We start from the raw sequence: 20,576 nt of genomic DNA on the forward strand, positions 1-20,576 counted from the left end.
GTTGCTTATTCACATTATTAACCCAAAAAAGTGCCGGGTTCCTCGGTTTTACTTGATATCATACCACGAACGGCGTGAAAAACCCCAATTTTCCCAGAGAACAACAAAAGCAGCCGGAAGCGGGAACTTCGAAGACCTCTCCGGCGTAGGCTTCATTGTTCACGGTTCCCGCTGCGTGCAGGCAGCTTCCGGCGGTCCTTCCGCGCGGATGTTGTCATTCCCCGCCGCTATTCCATCACTCCGGAAATCACGACGGACAATACTTGACGAAGATCGATTTCATAAGGGACGATCGGCTCGTTATCCGGTCCCGAATTGACCCGCACGACCGGTCTGTGCGGAATGCTGGGGTCGATCTTGACGACGACCCCCCGTTCTCCGGTGCTGAGGTTGACGGTCAGACCGATCGGATAAATCGCCACCCGATCCCGGAATATTTCGAGCTGACTCTGCTCGTAGAGCGTTCCCGAGCCGACATACAGCGCCTCGACCGCCTGATGCGGCAGCATGGCTCTTTTGTAAACCCGGTTGGATGTCATGGCATCATAAGAATCGGCGACCCCGATCCACTTTGCATACTCGTGAATTTCCGGTCCTTTTAGGCCTCTGGGATAGCCCGAGCCGTTAATCCGCTCATGATGCTGCAGGGCGCAGTGGGCGGCAACCAGCGGGATGTTGGGCTCCTCCTTTAAAATGTTGAATCCGATCTCGGTGTGCGCCTTCATATGCCGGAACTCTTCGTCGTTCAGCATCCCCGGCTTCTGGACAATTTTGACCGGAATCTGGGTCTTGCCAATGTCATGAAGCAGCGAGCCAAGACCGAGCGTCCTAAGCTCGTTCCTGCTATAGCCGTGCGCGATGCCGAGAACAAGGGAGTACAGACAGACATTCAGGGAATGGATGTACAGATAATTGTCTGTTGTATGCATGTCGTGAAGCATGATCATGGGATCTTCCTGCAGGGACATGTCGTCCAGGATGGAGTCCATGATTCTGGAGAACTTTTTGTCCAGATGGTAGAATCCTTTCGTGATGCCCGAGCTGTTCGACATCTCCTGAAACTGGCTGCGGATCGCCTTCAGCGCCTGGGTTCGGGTCTCATCATGCAGCATCTCGGGAATCTCGATATCGTCCGTCAATTCATCATGTATGTATACATAACCGATATCCATGGTAGAAAGACGGCTAATCAGGGAAGAGGTAAGCTCCACACCGTCCGCGAGCAGCACCAGGCCTTCGTCGTTATATATTTTTTTGCCCAGCTTCATGCCCTCCTGAAGCCGATTGATAGGTACCAAACGCAAATGGGCTCACTCCTGCCTAACGGTAATAAGGTGCCTAACTGATATCCAACATCTCTTCCTCTACCATACCGTTACTGCCGCATGCGGCAAGGGAGTCGGGTAGGCCCGGCTGGCCGGGCGGCTTGCGGCCGCCGGGACCGGAATCAGCGCATAATGAACAGCCAGAAGAAGGCCGCGAGAAGGAAACGGTAAATGGCAAAATGGGTCAGCCGGATCTTCTGGATAAAGCGCATGAACAGCACCACCACCACATAGGCCACAATGAACGAGAGAACAAATCCGATAGCGAACAAACCGAGTGAATCTCCGGTAATTTCTTTGTAGGAATCCAGCAGTTCATAGCCGGAAGCCGCGCACATGATCGGAATGGCGATGAGGAACGAGAAGTCGGCTGATGCCTTATAGCTGACGCCGCTCAGCATCCCGCCTGAGATGGTCGATCCGGAGCGCGAGAAGCCGGGCCACAGAACGGAGATAATCTGGTAGAGACCGATCGCCAGCGCCTGGCCATAAGACAAGTCATCCATTTCCTGGGCGGTGATGCGGACTTTCCGCTTGTTGACCCACTCTGCCACGATCATCAAAATACCGCCCGCAACAAGCGCCCACACCACAGTGCTTGCGCTGAACAGGCTCTTGATAAAGTCCCGGGCGAAGAACGCTACGGCGAGCGCCGGTACAATCCCGAGCAGCACATGGATGAGGTTAAGCCGGGAACGCGGCACTACGCCTCCTCTATCGCGCGACCGTCCGATCCCCAGCAAATTCAGAATACGAGTACGGTAGACGACCGCGATCGCCAGAATGGCGCCAAGCTGAATCACGATTTCAAAGGTCTTCATCAAATCGTCCTGATCACTGAAGCCCAGAAGCCGCGCAGTCAAGATCATATGACCGGTGGAGGAAACGGGAATAAATTCGGTAATGCCTTCTACAATTGCCAAAATAATAGCTGTAATAGTATCCATAACGGCCTCCTAAACAATTCAATGTAGGGTTACCAGCCTGGCGGCGTATACCGCCGGCCGGCCAGTCAACCGGAACAGAAAGCCGAAACGCTCAGGGCGTTTCAGACTTCCATCTGGGGATACGGCATTCTTCGAGGCTGCCCGGTCTCTGCAGTTCGATCCGAAGCAGATCCCGCAGAAAATAAGGCAAAAGAAACCGCACGTCCTTCCCTTCGGCAATGGATTCGTAGCCAAGCCGGAAGGTGAACATGTCGATCGTTCCGACCGTGTACGCCTCTTCATCCGCAAGCGGCTGCCCTTCGACAAAAACTGCAACATTGTCATCATAAGGCATGGCGGCCGGATCGTACAAGATGCTTATTCCGTCAACCGCTAATCCGCCGAGATATTTGCCGCGAAATCCGTATCCGAAGATGGGCTTCTCCCTGAATTCGGCGCTGAGGCTCTGGCTGAGGGCGGTCTTGATCTCCCTGCCCGTCAGCGTCATGACGCATGTATTGATCGGAGAAGGGCACAGGCTGTGCAGCATGCCGGTTGTAATCTCCCCTTCAGGGAGCGGACCAAGCAGCTGGCCTGAGTTGACCAGGGAGAAGCGCGCGCCTGTAAACCGCCGGATCGCTTGCGCCAACAGATTGGCGAAAGGCGAATCCCCGCCGTTGTCGAGCTCAAGGCTTCGTCCTGTAATGACAACCGTCTCGCTCAGCGCTTCCCTGCCGCGTTCCAGCGACAGCTGCGCCGCTGCCGACACCCTTTCATCCCGGCCGGCGGGATCGACGGCTATGCACGATCCTTCCACATATCGGAAAGGCCCCCCCGGAGCTTCGCGTTCGAACACCAGACGCCCGAGATAGCGGCCGAATTTGCCCGCCCCGCATACGGCCGTTCCGCCGATCATCAGCGGCTCTTCCAGGAGATGATGCGTGTGCCCGCCCAAGATGGCGTGAACCCCCTCCCCCTCAAGCGATTCCGCCAGATGTTTGTCGGCAGGCAAGCCCAAGTGGGACAGGATTACGAGAAGGTCCACCTGGGGGGCGAGCAGACGGCACTGCTCCCGCAAGCATTCCTCCGGCTCCAGGGCGTCCCAGCCGAGCAGCGAATAAAAGGAAGTGAACGGAACGGTGGCGCCCGTCACTCCGATCTTCACCCCATCCCTCTCCAGGATGGCATGCTTCTTCATCCACTTCGGAGGCTCACCCGTGGCGCTCTCCACAAAGTTGCAGCATACAACCGGGCACAGAATTCCCGCATAAACGGCGGCCAGCATTTCGGCGGAGAAGGTAAGGCCTTCATTATTGCCGATCGTAACGGCGTCATAACCGGTAAGATTGATCATATCCATGTTGGCCAGCCCATGGGTTCCTTCAGTTTCCGCCGCGGCCCTATCCATGTGGTCTCCAATGTCGAACAGCACCACAGGACCTCTGGCGTCTTTCCTCTGCTTGTCCACCGCAGAAGCAATCGGGCTCATCCAATCGAAATGGCTATGAATATCATTCGTATGTAGAATCGTAACTCTCCCGGTTTCAAGCCTCATCTTCCAAGCTCCTTCCGGCCTTACCGCTCGTCCCCCAAGGGGGCAGCGGGCTATTTTGTCTATAGTGCCTAGCATAACATTTTCACAGCTATTATGGTATATTGTAGTCATTATGATCATTTCGAGGTGAATCCAAGATGCACATTTCCATTCGACTTTTTGCGGGTCTGGCCGAGGCTATCGGCTCCCAGGCACTCCGCTACGAGGTGGACGAGCACTCCATAACCGCAGGCAGACTTAAAGAGCTGCTGTCCTCCTCGTATCCCGAGGCCGCAGGCCAAATTTCCGTTTCGATGGTAGCGGTCGACCGCGAATACGCGCCCGAAGACACCGCGATCACCGAAGCCTCGGAAGTTGCCCTGATCCCCCCGGTATCCGGCGGCGAGCCCTCCCATACGGAGGGGGCCTCGCCGGAGAATGACTTGTACGTCTTGACGGAGAATCCCCTTCTAGCGGAAGAAACCCTGGAGAAAGTGCTGGACAATAACCACGGCGCTTCCCTGGTATTCGTCGGAACCACCCGCGAAATGACCGGCGAGGAGCGGACCGAGGTTTTATTTTACGAAGCCTATGCCCCTATGGCCCTCGCCAAGCTTGAAGAAATCGGCCGGGAAGTCCGTGAACGCTGGCAGGGCCGATGCGCCATCTCACACCGTATCGGAACAGTTGCCGTCAAGGAAGCCAGTGTGATCATTGCCGTATCCGCCCCGCACCGCGACGCCTGTTACGAAGCCAGCCGCTTCGCCATAGAGGAGCTCAAGCGCATGGTTCCAATCTGGAAGAAGGATATCGACACATCAGGCGGAACCTGGAAAGGCGCCGACGCGAAGTTCAGCGGGCTGTGGCCTAATCCAAAGAGCTGATTTGCAATAGGGCATCCTCCCGATTTATTGTTAGTCCATATTAATATGACAGGCAGAGGTGGCATTAATTTTGAGAGTGCACGTCACGGATCTTAAGCCCGGCGACTGTTTAAAGAACGATACGTTCAACAGCAAGGGTCTTCATGTATTATCCAAAGGAACTCAGCTGAAGCTTGAGGACATCAGCAGGCTGTTCCAGCACGGTGTGGATTATGTGGACATTGAAGGTCCTGCGGAGCAGGCCGCTTTATCTCCATCGATCATCCGCAGCGTTGCCGCCAATTTTGACCAGACCATCCAGGGCTTTGAATCCCTCTATATGGAAGCTCTGGCCAAAGGCAATTTCAACCAAACGATGGTTGACGATATTTTGCAGCCGCTCCTCAGCTCGCTAGACCAGCATAAAGACGTGGTTACACTGCTTCTGCTGCTGGACCGTGACGATGAATATACATACACCCATTCCCTTCAGGTCGGCATGCTAAGTTATTATATTGCATCATGGCTTGGATATTCCAAGAATGAATGCTACCAGATATCGCGGGCAGGCTATTTGCTGGATATTGGCAAGTGCCGGATTCCAGCCGACATTCTGAACAAGCCATCCAAGCTTACACCCGAGGAGTTCGAAGAGATCAAGCGGCATACGACTTACGGCTACGAAATTATCCGGAGCTCCATGTCCGACCACAGCACAGCGCTTGTCGCCCTTCAGCATCACGAACGCGAAGACGGCTCCGGCTATCCCGCCAAGCTTCTCAAGAGTGAAATTCATCCCTATGCCCAAATCGCAGCGATCGCCGACGTCTACAGCGCGATGACTACCGCCCGCGTCTATCAGTCGAGGCAGGAATTAATCACCGTTCTGAGGGAGCTTCACAACTTAAGCTTCGGCAAGCTGAACGCCAAATCCGTACAAGCCTTTATCCAGCATCTGATGCCTAATTTTATCGGCAAAAAAGTGCTCCTCAGCACCGGCGACATGGGCATCATTATTCTGAACAATCCGGTCGACGTCTTTCGGCCCCTTGTACAGAGCGGCAGCAGCTTCATCGATCTGTCGCGCGAACGGCATATCTCCATTATTGAAATATACATGGAATAGCGCATGGACCAATCGAAAGCGGGTATCCCGAAATCATCAATGATGACTTCCGGGATACCCGCTTTGCCTTTGTCTGCCCCGACTTAAGTGCCTTGCCCGGGCAGCCCCTTCTATTATATAGAAGGAAGCCGTCAGGCACACACTTACAAAAACCGGAACTGCGCTTCGATCAAACCGTTGTATATGCCTCCCCGCTCCGTCAGAACGTGATGGTTACCGGTTTCTTTGATTTCCCCGTGATCGAGAACGACGATATTGTCCGCATGGCGGATTGTCGATAAGCGGTGCGCCACAATAAAGGAGGTTCGCCCCTGCAGCAGCACCTTCAGCGCTTCCTGGATCTTCAGCTCCGTCTCGGTATCGATGCTGGCCGTCGCTTCATCCAGAATCAGAATGCGAGGGTTCGCAAGCAGCGCTCTTGCGAAGGATAACAGCTGGCGCTGACCCATGGACAGCGCGCTCCCGCGCTCCTCCACCTCGGTGTCGTAGCCGGCCTTTAGCTTCACGATAAACTCATGTGCGCCGACAGCCTTCGCTGCTTCCTCCACCTCCCGGTCAGTGGCCTCCAGCCGTCCGAATCGGATATTGTCCCGAATTGTACCCGAGAAGATGAACGTGTCCTGGAGCACGATTCCGATCTGGCTGCGCAAGCTTATAAGTGTAACATTCCGGATATCCATGCCGTCAATGGTGATTCGGCCTCCCGAGATATCGTAGAACCGGCTAATCAGGTTGATAATGGTGCTCTTGCCTGAGCCCGTATGACCGACAAGGGCAATCGACTGACCAGCTTGAACGTCCAGATTGATTCCCTTAAGGGCTGGACGGCCCGGCTCATATTCGAAGCTGACATTCTCAAAACGGATATCCCCGTGGATCGTCGGAATCGGCTTGGCGCCCGGTTTGTCCTTAACCAATGGCTCTTCGTCCAGATATTCGAAAATGCGCTCGGAGGAAGCCATAGCCACCAGCAACTGGTTGTAAGTCTGCCCCAGCCGGTTGATCGGGTCCCAGAAGTTGCTGACATAGGTGCTGAAAGCCACCAGTACGCCGACCGTCAGGTTTCCGGTCTGAATGAGATGGGCCCCGAGCCAGAACAGGATCAGCGTTCCTAGCCCTCCTGTGATCTCGATGATCGGTCCGAATCCTTGATTGAGCGCCGATGCCTTGTCCCAGGACTTCTTGCTGTCTTTGTTCATGGCATCGAAGTAGAGCATATTCTCTTGCTCCTGGGTATAGGCCTGGGTTACCCGTATCCCCTGGATAGACTCATTCAAATGGGAATTGATCCGTGAAGTCTTGATCCGGACCTGCTGCCAGGCCAGCCGGATGGTCTTTCTGAGCTTGGTGGATACGAGGAACATGATCGGCACCGTGATGATCACGGCGAGTCCCAGCTTCCAGTTAAGCAGCAGGAGAATAATAATGATCCCCGCCAACTGAACGCAGTCAATTACCGAATTGACGACTCCGTTCGTGAACAGATCCTGCAGGGAATTGATATCGTTCGTTACCCGCACCAGCACCGAACCGGCAGGCCGCTTGTCGAAGAAGTTAAAGCTCAGCTTCTGGATATGCTTGAACAAATCCGCCCGCAGATCGTAGATGACCCGCTGCCCCATCAGGTTGGTGTACTTGATTCGGAATACGCCGGCAACCCATTGGATAAGAAACAGAAGAATGACCGCCACCGTAATTCCGTACAGCATGGTCAGGCTTGGGCCGCCTGTCTTGGGTGCAATTGCCTTGTCGATCGCAAGGCTCGTCAGAAATGGAACGGCCAGCTTCGTTATGGTTCCCAGCACCATCATCAGCAGAATAATCGGCATAATCTGTTTCGCATACGGTCTCATATAACCGAACAGCCTGCTGAACTGCTTCCAGTCGAATGCTTTGTCGATGGCATCGTCATCTTTATAGACGAATCTTTCGTCCAGTTTGGGCTCTATGGGTTCAGGGCGCTTGCCATTCTTGCTCTGTACCGTTAAATGGCTCATATCAGTTCTCACCCCCGGCCTGTCGCTTGAGATAATCGGCGTATTGAATCCGGTATACGTCGCGGTAAGGACCGGGAACCGAGATCAATTCCTCATGTGTGCCGCGCTGCGCCACACTTCCTTCATCCATGACAAGAATGAGATCCGCATGCCGCAGCGAGGAAATCCGGTGGGCGATAATCAGCGTCGTCCGGTCCCGCATGACCTCCTGGAAGCCCGTCTGGATTTCATGCTCCGTCTCCATATCAACCGCGCTCGTAGCGTCGTCCAGTACAAGAATCCGCGGGTTCTTCAGCAGCGCTCTCGCAATCGCGACACGCTGCTTCTGGCCGCCTGACAGACCAAGGCCACGCTCTCCGACAATCGTCTCGTAGCCTTCCGGCATTTCCATGATGAATTCATGCGCTTTGGCCAGCTTGGCCGCGCGGATGATCTCTTCCATAGAGACATCCTTCAGCCCGTATGAAATATTGTTACGGATGGAGGAAGAGAACAGGAATGTTTCCTGGAATACGGCGGCGATCTGCCCGCGCAGCTCTCTGACGCCAATATCTCTTATATCTGCGCCGTCGAGACGAATGCGGCCATCATTCACGTCATACGCCCGCATCAGCAGCTGAATAACCGTCGATTTCCCTGACCCGGTTCCTCCCAGAAATCCGATAACCGAGCCTGGCTTGGCTTCAAAGCTCAAATCGGTAACAGCCGGGAGCTTGTTGCCATATGCAAAGGTCACATGATCAAAAACAATATGCCCTTTTACCCCTTCGGTCGGCAGCTCCACCGTCTCCGGTTTATCCTGCACATCGATATGATGATTGAGCACCTCCAGAACCCGCTCTCCGGAAGCCTTCGACTGGGTGTAGTTGTTAATATGGAAGCCGAGCCCCCAGACCGGACCGATAATGTACCAGATCAGACTGAAAAAGGCGACAAGTTCACCAAGCGACATGACTTCCTTGATGACCAGCGTTCCGCCGACGCCGAGCAGGATGGCGATACAAGCGCATGCCAGGAATTCCATAATCGGAAAGAAACGGCTCCACAGGCCTGCGGCTTCAAGCTGGTTATCCTTATAGCGGTTGTTGCGCCCCGAGAATTTCTCTACCTCATAAGGTTCCCGGGCAAAAGATTTGACCGTCCGCACACCCGTTACATTCTCCTGCACGACGGTCGTCAACGCGCCGAGTGCGAGACGCATCTCCTGAAACGCGGGATGAATCCGGGACTCGAATTTAAAAGCCACCGCAGCCAGCAGCGGCATTGTGATCAACGTAATCAGCGTGAGCTGCCAATTCAGCGAGAACATGACGATGGAGCCGAACAACACCATGAAGAAGACATTCAGCAGCTGGGCGAATCCGAAGCCGATGAACAAACGGATCGCTTCAAGGTCTCCGGTCAGCCGGGACATCAGATCTCCTGTCCTCGCGGTATCATAATAATGAAATGACAAATACTGCAGCTTCTCATAGCAGGCGTTGCGCAGTCGGTAAGCCAGAAAATTGCCGAGCCTTCCTCCGAAGAATCCGTGTCCGAACTGCAGACATGCCTTTACGACTACGACCCCCAAAACAGTCAGGGCCAGAGCGGGAACCTGATCGAATTTCATGGGGACAATTACCTCATCGATCAGCTTCCTGAGCAGGTTGGGTGTAATCAATCCCACTGCGGTTGCGGCGGCCAGGCATATAATCGAAATATACAAATAGTGCAGCCTCTCCCGGTAAAAGCCCCGCAGTTGCCTAAGAACTTCCATTTCTCTCCTCCTTTATTTCACATTTTCTTGAAATTTAGCGCTTTCTTTTTATGGTGACTTTAAGCAGTTTAACATCGCTCTAATCCTGGAGCAAAGCGCAAAAACAATCAAAAATCACGTGATTCAAGGAATTACCGTTCAAAGGATTTCCTGGGCCCGGCACATTCATAGATTTCTTCCTTTTCCTCTGGATTACTGAACAATCCTCATCCTGTACAAAAGCGGATCTGCCAGTCTGTCCAAAAAACAAGAAGCAGGCTGTCCGCATTCCCCAATCCGGGAAGCTGCCTGCTTCTCTCAATCTCCGTTATGAATGATTTTGTTATAAATGACTACATAGAAGGACGCGGATTCTCAAGCGCAATCTGCCAAATCACACCATATCGATCCTTGAGCTGGCCGAATAAGTCCCCCCAGAACTGTACCTTAAGACTCTCGATTACCTCGCCCCCAGCCGAAAGACGTTCAAATGCAGCATAAGCCTCTTCTTCTGTCTCGAAAGACAGATAGAAAAAAGCGCCATTTCCCCGCTGAACCGGCTCTCCTAACGAGTCACACGCATGGAAGAGCACACCGCCCGCCGTAAAACTCATATGCATGATTTTATTCTTGTCTTTCTCCGGCGTCTCACCCCAGGGACCCGCTTCATATGTCACCATGTTCAGTATTTCTCCACCCAATGCTTCGGTATAAAATTCTGCCTGACTTCTAGCATCCTCACAATTCAAGTAGATAACCAGCTTCGCCAATGCGTTTCAGCATCCTTTCACAGTGGATTAGGATTTCCTTTTCCAGTATATATTAGAACACACGTTCGTGTAAAGCTATAATCTGAGAAACATCTTTCTCGTAGAGATTAGCGCCACACTGCTCTTTTTGCATGGAATGGGTTGCCGATCGGGCTCATCAGCCGCTTCTAATAAACCCTAAGCGTTCGAACTGTACGAAATTCTTGATTTCCCGCACATAAAAACAGCAGCCCGCTTGAGTATGACTCCTAACGGACTGCCTATCCTATCGATCATTCGTTGCTAACGTAACGGCTCCATAATAATCTTGGCCAATTCTGCCGCATGCGGCTCTTCCTCAATACAACTAAAATGATTGCCTTCGATGTCTATAACTTTGAGGTCGCCAATGCAGATGTCCTGCCAGAACTCGAGAGTCATTTGCTCCGCGCCCGGCAAAAAGCTGAACGGCTCCTTCGCCAGCAAGAAGCGGATATCGCCAACATAAGGCGGCGGTGTATACTGAGCGGCCTTGAAGCTCTGGCGGTACAGTCTAAAGAGCCCTTCGGCCATTTCAACCGGCATCCGCTCCCCGGTAGTACGCGCGATGGCATCGACATATGCGGTGAACCTGTCTCTCAGGCTGAGAGCGGACAATGTACGGAAGAGCCGTCCTGTCCTCTCCAGTTCATCATCACCGTCCAGGCGGCAAGCGGAGCCCTCCGGGACAGCCCGATTATTATGCTCATAGATGTGCAGCAGCCCGCGTGCAAGCTCTTCCGGATGAAGATCTCCCATACCTGCTTCGGTTATTGAAATATTCAAATTCGGCACGAACAGGGATTCAATGACAAGCTCATCATCTATAGCAATCCGCACGGGATGGCTGTCGATCAGCACGAGGTCGGCTATATGCACCCCTCTCTCTACCAGACGCCGCGCCACTTCGACGGCAATCAATCCGCCAAGGCAGTAACCGATAAGCTGCATCTCCTTATGTCCGGTATCCATCAGCCGTCCGACATAGTCTTCTGCGATCTGCTCGATAAGCCCGGATGGCTCCTGCGCGCAAAATTGTTCCGTGTCCGCGACAGTGATGCCGATAATCGGCCCGGCCTCCTGCGACTCCATATGACCCAGCAGCAACCGGAAGCAGTTCATGGTCCCGAGCCCGGCGTGAAAAACAACCCGCAGCGGACCCGTGTCCCCGCCTCCATATGAGGTCAATACCGCATTGCCGGCATGTCCCTTGTCAGCGGAAGAGCCTATCTCCGGTTGACCGGACGAACCTGCTGCCGGGCCGCGCTGATTCCGGTCATGATCCGGCAAGCCGTCTCTTCCCCCGCTGCTCTCACGGATAAACACGGCAAGCTCAGCGATCGTCGGGTAATTAAGCATTTGCCGAAGCAGCGTGTCGAACGGAATATCGGCATACTGCCCGGAAGCCGCCAGATAATCGCGCAGCTTGCCCGCCACCTGTGCCATAATGAGCGAATCGGCGCCGCATTTGTAGAAATTCTGCGTCCTTCCGATCCCCTCCAGACCGAGTGAATTCGCCCAGAGCGCAGACAGCTGCAGCTCCAGCTCGCCTTCGCCTTGCTCCTGCGCTTCTGGAATGTCCTGGTCTGCTGCCGCCCTGGGGCGCCAGGACGCCAGCTCGCGCCGATTCACCTTCCCGTTGCCTGTTAATGGCAGGCTATCGGCGATGAGCAGATGGGACGGAAGCATCGCTGCCGGAAGCCGCTGCGCCAGAAAATCGTTCAGCTCCTCAGCCGAGACGGCAGCCCTGTCCGACTTGAAGCGCCGGGCGTACAAATGGAAGCCGAGCACTTCAAGAGGATGCCCCTCCTCCGGCAGCATCAGCACCGGCTCATCCCCATGCTTCTCCAGCAGACCCAGCCATTCGCCGCGGTCCAGGTAGGATGAACGCTCACGCAGCCCGTCGCCAGGCTCCATCATCATGAAGCCCTGCGAGGCCAGAATCCAGGCATGCTCGCCTGTCGGCTCGGTAAAGACGAACCAGCCCCCTGGTCGTATCAGCTCTGCAATCCGGTTCATGCTGGCGGGAATATCCCTGGCATTCTCCAGCACGCCTGCCGCAAGCACGACATCGAAGCTGTTCGGGGAGAACCCCTGCTCCAGGGAGTCCCGATCAATGTCTAGCAAACCGAAACGCATACTCGCCCGGCCGCCGAAGCGAGCTTTGGCGCCGGGAATAAAGAAGGAAGACACGTCCGTAAATGAATACTCCAGCGGAACGCCTTCCAGGGCGGCGAGCGCATGCGCCGTCGTCGCTCCCGTTCCGGCTCCAATCTCCAGTACCCGCAGCATGTCGCCAGGATGCTCCCGGGCGATCCGCTTAAGCAGCGCGCTGATTCCGCGATTGAGATAGCTTGCCATAAAATGATCCACGTACAGGGAACGGACATAATCAAGCTTGCCTTCCGGGAACAGCAGCGCAACCGGATCTTGCTGCCCGAGCAGCAGCTCCGGCAATCGCTCTGCGCAGCTCCGCACATAGGCGATAAAATCGGCCGAGCTAAGCTTGTTCGTCCATGCCGTCTCCACCTGCTGCCATTTCTCCGTCAACATTGCCAATTCAGGCTTATGCGCACTGCTGTAACGCTGGTCATCATGCTGTGCAAGCAATCCGGCTTCCGTCAGACGAGCCGCCCAACGCCGCACAAGCCAATGATGAGCGGGGACGATTTCGGCTTCTATCAGCCACATCTCCAGATCTGCCGGCCCATCTTCAGCAAACAGGCCAAGCTCATGAAGCGTCGCCAGCATCGAGGCGTATACGGCCTCATCCAGCTTGTTCACCGCCTCTTCCAGCTCGCTTCGATCCGGTACCCGATCGCCGGATTCCGCCAAGTCGGCAATCCCTGTGGTCAGCCTGTCATCAGCAGGATGTCTGAACCCCGGATCTTCCACCTGCATCCGGGTCAGCTCGATGACAGCGAGCAGCGATTTATCTTCTGCCGCACCATCGGCAACGACAGCAGCCGCAGCTACGGCAGGATGCTTGAGCAACGTCGCCTCGATTTCGCCCAGCTCGATCCGGTGTCCCCTTATTTTCACCTGATGGTCCTCGCGCCCAAGAAACTCCAGTTCGCCCCCTGGCATATAGCGACCCAGATCACCGGTGCGGTATAACCTTTGACCGTCCTCCAGACGGATGAAGCGGCTTGCTGTTTTTTCGCTGTCTCCCAGATAGCCTTGGGCCAGGCCATGACCGCCGATATACAGCTCACCTGTCACCCAAACCGGACAGTCCCGCATCCGCTTATCCAGAACCCTGTAGCTTTGGTTCGCCAGCGGCTTCCCGTACGGAATGCTCTGCCATTCAGGCTTGAGGCCTTGATACACATGGCAGTTTGACCAAATCGCCGCCTCCGTTGCCCCTCCAAGCGCCACCGTCTGTACGGAAGGCAGTCGCCGTCCAATTAGATCCGGAAGTGTGAGCGGAATCCAGTCGCCGGACAGCAGTGCCAGCCGCAGGTCCGGAAGCACGAGGCCAGGCTCGGACTGCAAATAATCCATCAGCATTTGCATTGGTGCGGGTGCCGAATTCCAGATCGTAACCCCATGTCGCGCCATACATTGCGCCCACTGCGAGGGATCGGCCAGGCTGTCATCCGGCGGGTACACCAGCGTGCCGCCCACAGACAGAGGACCGAACAGGTCGTAGACGGACAAGTCAAAGCTGAGCTGCGCCAGGGCAAGCACCCGGTCGTTCTCATTGACGGCAAAGCGGCGGTTGATGTCCAAGATTGTATTGGCGGCGGCACGGTGACTGACCACAACCCCCTTCGGCTCTCCGGTGGAGCCGGATGTATAGATGACATAAGCAGGCAGGTCGGGATCGAGGCCCGTGTGAACAAGGTCAGGCAGAGCCATGCTCGGAAGAGGAACCACCTGATCAGCCTTAATGACGGACCGTCCCGCCGGCCATAGCAGGCTGCTGCGCGAATCCGCCAGAATGAACCGGATGCCGGCCTGCTCCAGCATCATCCGACGGCGCAGCTCCGGCTGCTTCCGGTCAATCGGCACATAGACTGCTCCCGCCGACAGCACCCCGAGCACAGCAGCGGCCTGGTGGACGCTTTTTTCCATACAAATCGCTACATGTTCACCCGCAGCGCAGCCGGATGCCTTCAGCTGCCGGGCCACCGCTGCCGCACGCTCCGCCAGCTCCAGATAAGTCACCTCCGCTTCGCTGTCGATGACAGCTATGCGGTCCGGCATCCTCCAAGCCAGTTCCAGTACTGCCTCATGAAGCTGCCGCTCCGGCAGCGGCTGCCGTGTATCGTTCGTCCGGTGCCGCTCTTCGAGATGCCGCCGAGGCAGTTCAACCGCGTCAACAACATGCAGCAGCCGCTCTTCATGTGCGAGTTCCCGCAGCAGCCCGGCGAAGCTGTCGAACATATCGTCGATCATGCCCTCAGGGAACACGCCCTCGCGCACATCCCAGTTGACCTGCAAGCCTCGCATGCTGTCCATCGCCTGGCAGTCAAGAAGCACCTGCGGTGTCTGACTGATGCTGCTGCCACCGATTACGCCTTCAAGCCGTCCTTCGCCGCCTGCATCCACCAGGCCGATCGAGCTTGTGAACACGTACGGCATCAGAGCTGCATCCCTCCCCCGCTCACGGGCGATATCACGCATAACCTCGATGCCTGAGAACAGACGGTGATCCAAATCCTCGAACAGGCGCTTTTGCAGCGCTTTGGCCTGCTCAATGAACAGCCTGTTCCCACTCCGTTCAACCGCAAGCAGATTCACCGAGGTGAAATCGCCGACGATATGCTGTAGATCCGGATGCAGCGGCAGCCGGTTAAGCATCGTCAAATTGAGACAAAACGAAGAGCTGCGGCCCCAGCGCTCCAGCACTGCCGCATAGGCGGTCAAGACAAGGACAGTCGGTGTCAGTCCCTGCCTCTGCGCCATCCCCTTAAGCGCCTCCCATTCCTGCGGCTCCAGTTGGAGAAGCCGGCGGCGGAACCGGGCTTCTGCCTCATTCTTCTGCTGCCTGGCAAGCGGTAAATCGGGTGCTGCCGGAAGAGTTTCCACACGTCCCAGCCAGTAATCCCGATCCGCCGCATATGCCGGAGTATCGCGCAAACTGCGCTCGGCAAGCACATAATCGCGGAAGCTCAGCTCAAGCTCGGGGAGAACTCCCCGTGACGGTTCCTTTTTACCCGGTGCAGCATTACTCCCGCCTTGTTCCGCTTCCTTGTACAGCAGCTCAAATTCCTTCAGCAGCAGCCAGATGCTTGTCCAATCCGCTATGAGAAAATCCAGGGATACATGCATAATCGTGCTATCAGCCGTCTTCGTCACACATACATCGAACAAAGGCCACTTTGCCGTATCATACATCCGGTGCCCCATATCCTGACGGAGTTCATCCAGCCGCCCGGCAGCCAGAACCTGATCCCGGGAACTAATATCAATGTACGGCACTTTAAGCCTTGGCACGTCCTCGTTCACGCGCTGCTGGCCGCTGCCGTCAATCGTCATCCGCAGCATGTCGTGGCGAAGCACCAGCCGATTCCATGCCTCCTCCGTACACTTGCCATCAAGCTGCGGATAGCCGATTTCCAGATAAATGTGGCAGGCGACACCCCCATAGCCGAACAGGTTCTGACGGCCAAGCAGATAAGCCGATTGCACATCGGTAAGTGGAAAAGGATCAAAGCGCGCCGCCCGGTCAGGGGCGATGGCCTTCGAAATCGCTGCGCCGGATTGTTCCGCAAGCGGGTCTTGTCCGGCTGCGTTTTCGGCCCGCAGGGCCTTCAGCAGCTCCGGCTTATATTGCTTGAACAGGTTCATATGCGCTTCCGTCAGTTGACCTCTGGGGGCCCGGAACCGCAAACTGCCGTTTTCCTCCCATACCGCCACTCCGTCCCGGCGAAGCTGCATCAGCCACTCGGTCGGCTTGAACATCATTTGCTGCGACATTACAGTACCCTCCTTCTTCTAACCGATTCGCACTACACGCCGGTCACTTGCACCGCCGGCTTGAATACGGCGCCATGCAGCCGGCTGCCTTCCAGCGAAGCCTGAAGCCCGGCAAGGCCAACCTCCAGCACCTTTGTCTGCGGCGCATTTACCAGTCGGAGCCAGCGGTCTTCTTCGACAAGCAGCCTCATAGCGGACCGATGCTCGGCTGCGATGCCCATCCTGACCCATTCGATACCGGTCGCCCCGTTGGAATGGCGGATTTTCTCCGGCCGCTGAGGCGGATCATAGAGCGAGACGACAAAGGGCAGACCCAGCGGCTCCGTCGCGAACAGGCTGTAGCTCACCTTGACGTTATCGGGGCGCGTTCGGCTGCCATGAATCAACCGCGAGGTTTTGAGACCCGAGCGCCGCAGCGATTGGCGAATTGCCGCAAGCTGCTCGACACGCCCTACGCTTCCGGCATCCCCGTGTACGGTGGCAGAGTCATCCGGCTCCAGGGCCACATCACACCAGCCTTCCTGCACCTTTGCCCAGTAAGCCCAGCGTCTGCCGGCGGCGCGTCCGAACAGCAGACCGAGTGGCGGGATAAAGAAAGTCAGTGATTTCGGAATTTGAAACAGCTCGATGAACGGCCCTTCCTCGAACCAGATGAAGGCGTTAAGCGCACGCTTTGGCGCACTGCCCCACTGGACCGTGAAGCCCAGCGCTTCGTAATTCCTTACAACATCAGCTACATTGTCCACTCTGCATAAAATATGGCTGCATTTCAGCATGGCTTCCCTTCCTCACGATGAAAAGTTTTTGTCCGAGCGGTGCAAGCGCATGATCGCTGTCAGGCAGCACTTTTACCAGGGGCGCTCCCGCCTTGCGCATTACCTCAAGCCACTGCTCAACGGACATAAACGTCGAGTCCGAGTTTTGGCGATCATCCTCCGGCCTGGTCATCATAAATGCTTGCGAGATAAGCATTTCCGTATATTCGCGGGTTGGTTCGGTTATTAGCATCCAGCCGTCATTCGCCAGGCATCCCATCATTTCCCGAACGACAGCGTCGGTATCGCGGGCATTGTTGAGCATGCCTGCCGCTATGACGACATCATAGCTTGATGGGTCCAGTCCCTGGGCGGTTAAGCTCTGATCGATATCGGCGACCTGATAGTCCATCCATGGACAATCGGCATACCGCTCACGCGCCGCTGAGATGAAAAACCGTGAGATGTCCGTAAACATGTACTTAACCTGCACGCCCTCAGCCGCAGCAGATTGAAGCACGCGCACAACTTCGTCGGTGGTTGCGCCGGTTCCCGCACCCAGCTCCAGAATCCGCAGTGCAGGCGGGGCAGCCTGTCCCGGTGCAGAAAATGCGTGCCTCCGCTTCAGACCGGCCATACGCAAAACCGCCTCTGCCACCGACTTGTTCAAATACCGTGCCATCACCGTGTCACGGTAAAGCGCCCCTGCTATATCCATCCGCCCTTCCGGGAACAGCAGCTGGGCGGCCTGCTGCTCATCCCGCAGCAGCTCCGGCAGCCGATCCGCATTCGCAGTCAAATAATCGATGATGCTGCGCGGGCCAAGCTTATTCTCCCATGCGTTTCTTGCGGCTTCCCAGCATTTGCTTACGTATGCCTTCTCTATCCTGGCAGCACTTGCATAGCTGTTCCATCGCTGCTGCAAGTAGCCCCTGCTTGTGAGCAGCCGCAGCCAGCGCCGGAGAAGATGGCGATGGCGGGGCGCCGCTCTGGCCGCTTCGCAGATATCGTCTTCGTGCCGGAATACGCCCTCTTCCGGCAATGCCCCGAGCGTCTGCAGCACATGCAACATCGACAGCAATGCCGCGCGGTCCAGCCGCTCCACACAGTCGCTGACCTGCTGTGCAGTCAAATGGCTGATTTCCGCCTCCGCCCCAGCAGCGCAGGCGATTATCGCGCTTATTGCCTCGCTTGTCTCGTTCGTTTCATTTCCCTTCTCCGCCTTGCTTGTCAAATTCGCGCTGATTGCCTTCTCCGCCTCGCCTGTCTCCTCCGCTTCCCCGGCGGCCTGCTGCGTCGCTTCCCTGCCCGCCAGCGCTGCCATATGGGCATTTAGCCCGGCCTCCTGTTCCAGGGCCTCCGGTTCCCAGCCCTCATCTCCCCCGGCCTGAACGAGCTTCGCCGCCTCCTTCAGGATGCTGGCAGGCAGCGGCTGATAGGCGAGCTGCGGCCGCAGCGCCTGATATCCGAGCGCTCGGGTCAGCTCCTGCCATTGGCGGGAACACAGCAGCTCCTGCTGGGCTCTCGTATCCGAGGTCTCCGCTCCGAGCAGCCTGTCCCGCATGGCGAGCAAATCTTGGCCGATCGCCCCCGTCCATTGGCGCAGCAGAACGTCCCGGTAGGTGTCCGCATTCGGACTGCCGAGAATCTCGGCGCTGCGCTCTTCCATCCGGGCTTCCTTCAGCAGCTCCGCCGGCAGATCAGGCACATCCGGCACATGCAGCCGGGGATGCCATAGCACAGGGCCATGAGTGTCCACCAGCGACAGCCTGCCTGCTGCCGTGCCGATTGTTAGGCTATGCAGCAGATGCAAATGATTGTCCGAGTCGTAGGGGTCCACCTCGTTATGCGCCCGGAGCGTAAACGGAACGCCGCCCAGCAGCCCGCTGACCAGTTGGAACGGTCCTTCGTCCTCTACAATATAGTTGATTTTCCAGGGACGTATCGACGGCACCGCCTCCATCAAAATATGCATCAGCGGATAAGAGACCTGTGTTGCGCAGGCAGCATCAATGTACAGTAGCTGCTGATTCGCAAGCAGCGTCCGGGCGCAGGCTGTGAAACTCCTCACAGCGGGTAAATGCGCGTACAGCTCGCCGATGGCGTAATGAACGCCTCGCCGCCTCGCCACTTTCATGCAGGCCGCCATATCCTGATGATGCACCGGATGCTCCTGCAGCACGGAAATGCCGCTCTCCAGCAGCGCAAGCGCAAGCTCCGTCCCGTCTCCGCCCATCACCCCGGAGCGCAGTACGACGCATGCCAGATCAATATCGCCCGGTAGCTGATCCAGCTGCGTATACAGCGGCACGCCATGACGAGCTGCGCATTGCCGTGAGCGCTCGCTGCCTTTTGCTAGCAGACCGGCCAGTTCGAACCTCTCCGGCAGCGCCTTGACCGCCTCCAGATAAAACTGTCCAAACCTTGAACCGCATACTAGCGTTCGGATCGTTCCGTTATGCCCCTTGTCGCTCATCCTTGTCTCGCCCCCGTTTCACTGACGGAGCAGGTGAACCCTGCATTGTGCCGACGAAGCGCCTCAATCATCTTCGCCGGGTCTACGCCCTCCGAAGCGAGATAGCAGCCGGGCACCGCTCCGCCGTCCTTCAGCACCAGCAGGGCTGCATGAGCCGCAACAATGCCGGACAGCCGATTCCAGTCGCCGCGGTACAGCAGCTGCCCCATAAGAGCAAGCCGCCGTCCTTCCCTCGTCCCTTCGGCCAGCAGTTCGAACTGCGCATACCCGCCGTCCGCATCTGCGCCTGCGGCGTATTGCTCGGCCAGCAGCCGGGCAGAAGCGATTTTCTGCTCCTCCGTCTTGTACTGCTGCAGCGCTTTGATCGTCATGAACTTGCCAAGCACCGACATATCCGAATAAGTATTATAGAAGCAGGCGTAGCCCAGCCCATTGCGCCGTGCCATCTCCAGGAACTCGAAGCTCAGCACCGGATAGGCGTCACGCTTGCCCGCAGGTGCCGTGAAGGTGTAGGTCTGCCGGGATGAGCCGTTGATTCTATGCGCTTGTCCGTCGAGGCAGCAGGCCATGCCGTGTCCGGCGTCCTCGCCGATGCTGCACACGATATCATAAGCCGCATTGAGCGAAAATTCGCCCGAGCCTGCAAAGAACAGCTCCAGCCGCTCCACCTCGTCAAAATAGGCTTGCGCGGCATACACCGGCAGCATCTCCGACAGGCCGGGGTAAATCCCGGCCGATACGATAAACGTCAGGCCCTTGGCGGCCATCTCGGGCAAATGCTTCTTGAGCTGCCGGTACAGTTGCTCGTCCCCGGCCGCGTCCACATAATGCGCGGACTGCCGCAGCGCGGCAAGAGCTACACGGTCCAAGATGATCTTCGCCGGACCGGCGCAATTGACGACAATATCGCATTCGGCGCAGAAGGCAAGCAGCGCTTCCTCGTCGAATACATCCACTTCCATACACTGAATGGATTGCCCCAGCTCCCGGAACGGTCTGTAACGGTTCTCCGCATCCCTTCCGCCCAGCACAATCCGGCAGCCTGAGGCAGCCAACAGCACCTCCGCCGCCCCCTGCCCCACTTTACCGGTAGCTCCAAGCAAGCCGATCGTTACGGTCATCG

12 protein-coding genes are annotated in these 20,576 nt (G+C 56.5%); 2 read left to right on the forward strand and 10 right to left on the reverse strand.

Annotated elements, in window-relative coordinates:
• Positions 1 to 227: 227 nt before the first annotated feature.
• From KIH86_RS06935 to KIH86_RS06945, 3 genes are all read right to left on the reverse strand, one after another.
• Entirely contained in the window at positions 228 to 1,304 is a 1,077-nt protein-coding gene (locus KIH86_RS06935) for an HD-GYP domain-containing protein (RefSeq protein WP_235775297.1), read from the reverse strand.
• Positions 1,305 to 1,447: 143 nt separating this feature from the next.
• Positions 1,448 to 2,272: an undecaprenyl-diphosphate phosphatase gene (locus KIH86_RS06940; RefSeq protein WP_223084874.1), complete on the reverse strand. Its 825-nt coding sequence runs from the start codon at positions 2,270 to 2,272 to the stop codon at positions 1,448 to 1,450.
• 91 nt (positions 2,273 to 2,363) lie between these two features.
• The gene (locus KIH86_RS06945; RefSeq protein ID WP_223084875.1) at positions 2,364 to 3,806 is read right to left on the reverse strand and encodes a bifunctional metallophosphatase/5'-nucleotidase; all 1,443 of its coding nucleotides are present in this window, start codon (positions 3,804 to 3,806) and stop codon (positions 2,364 to 2,366) included.
• A gap of 137 nt (positions 3,807 to 3,943) precedes the next feature.
• On the opposite strand from KIH86_RS06945, the gene moaD reads away from it, so the two are divergent.
• Together moaD and KIH86_RS06955 are read left to right on the forward strand one after the other, a co-directional pair.
• Positions 3,944 to 4,669, forward strand: coding sequence for a molybdopterin converting factor subunit 1 (gene moaD / locus KIH86_RS06950; RefSeq protein WP_223084876.1), 726 nt, complete (start codon positions 3,944 to 3,946; stop codon positions 4,667 to 4,669).
• 70 nt (positions 4,670 to 4,739) lie between these two features.
• On the forward strand, positions 4,740 to 5,774 hold the full coding sequence (locus KIH86_RS06955; protein ID WP_223084877.1) for an HD-GYP domain-containing protein: 1,035 nt from the start codon (positions 4,740 to 4,742) through the stop codon (positions 5,772 to 5,774).
• A 143-nt stretch (positions 5,775 to 5,917) separates the two neighbouring features.
• On the opposite strand, the gene KIH86_RS06960 is transcribed toward KIH86_RS06955, so the two are convergent.
• The 7 genes from KIH86_RS06960 to KIH86_RS06990 all read right to left on the reverse strand — a co-directional run bounded on the left by KIH86_RS06960 (position 5,918) and on the right by KIH86_RS06990 (position 20,574).
• Positions 5,918 to 7,771 (reverse strand): ABC transporter ATP-binding protein, encoded by a 1,854-nt coding sequence (locus KIH86_RS06960; protein WP_223084878.1) that lies wholly within the window; start codon positions 7,769 to 7,771, stop codon positions 5,918 to 5,920.
• Position 7,772: 1 nt separating this feature from the next.
• Complete coding sequence (locus tag KIH86_RS06965; protein WP_223084879.1) at positions 7,773 to 9,530, reverse strand: ABC transporter ATP-binding protein; 1,758 nt, start codon at positions 9,528 to 9,530, stop codon at positions 7,773 to 7,775.
• A 332-nt stretch (positions 9,531 to 9,862) separates the two neighbouring features.
• Positions 9,863 to 10,279: a VOC family protein gene (locus KIH86_RS06970; RefSeq protein WP_223084880.1), complete on the reverse strand. Its 417-nt coding sequence runs from the start codon at positions 10,277 to 10,279 to the stop codon at positions 9,863 to 9,865.
• Between the two features lie 282 nt (positions 10,280 to 10,561).
• Complete coding sequence (locus KIH86_RS06975; protein ID WP_223084881.1) at positions 10,562 to 16,222, reverse strand: non-ribosomal peptide synthetase; 5,661 nt, start codon at positions 16,220 to 16,222, stop codon at positions 10,562 to 10,564.
• Between the two features lie 32 nt (positions 16,223 to 16,254).
• Complete coding sequence (locus tag KIH86_RS06980) at positions 16,255 to 16,968, reverse strand: VOC family protein (RefSeq protein WP_223110350.1); 714 nt, start codon at positions 16,966 to 16,968, stop codon at positions 16,255 to 16,257.
• Complete coding sequence (locus KIH86_RS06985) at positions 16,952 to 19,453, reverse strand: bifunctional Gfo/Idh/MocA family oxidoreductase/class I SAM-dependent methyltransferase (RefSeq protein WP_223084884.1); 2,502 nt, start codon at positions 19,451 to 19,453, stop codon at positions 16,952 to 16,954. Before KIH86_RS06985 ends, KIH86_RS06980 begins: the two co-directional genes overlap by 17 nt.
• Positions 19,450 to 20,574 (reverse strand): saccharopine dehydrogenase family protein, encoded by a 1,125-nt coding sequence (locus KIH86_RS06990; RefSeq protein ID WP_223084886.1) that lies wholly within the window; start codon positions 20,572 to 20,574, stop codon positions 19,450 to 19,452. Before KIH86_RS06990 ends, KIH86_RS06985 begins: the two co-directional genes overlap by 4 nt.
• Positions 20,575 to 20,576 lie beyond the last annotated feature (2 nt).

The sequence above is a fragment of the Paenibacillus sinensis genome (genome assembly GCF_019904155.1).
GTDB classification, from domain to species: Bacteria; Bacillota; Bacilli; order Paenibacillales; family Paenibacillaceae; genus Paenibacillus_AQ; species Paenibacillus_AQ sinensis.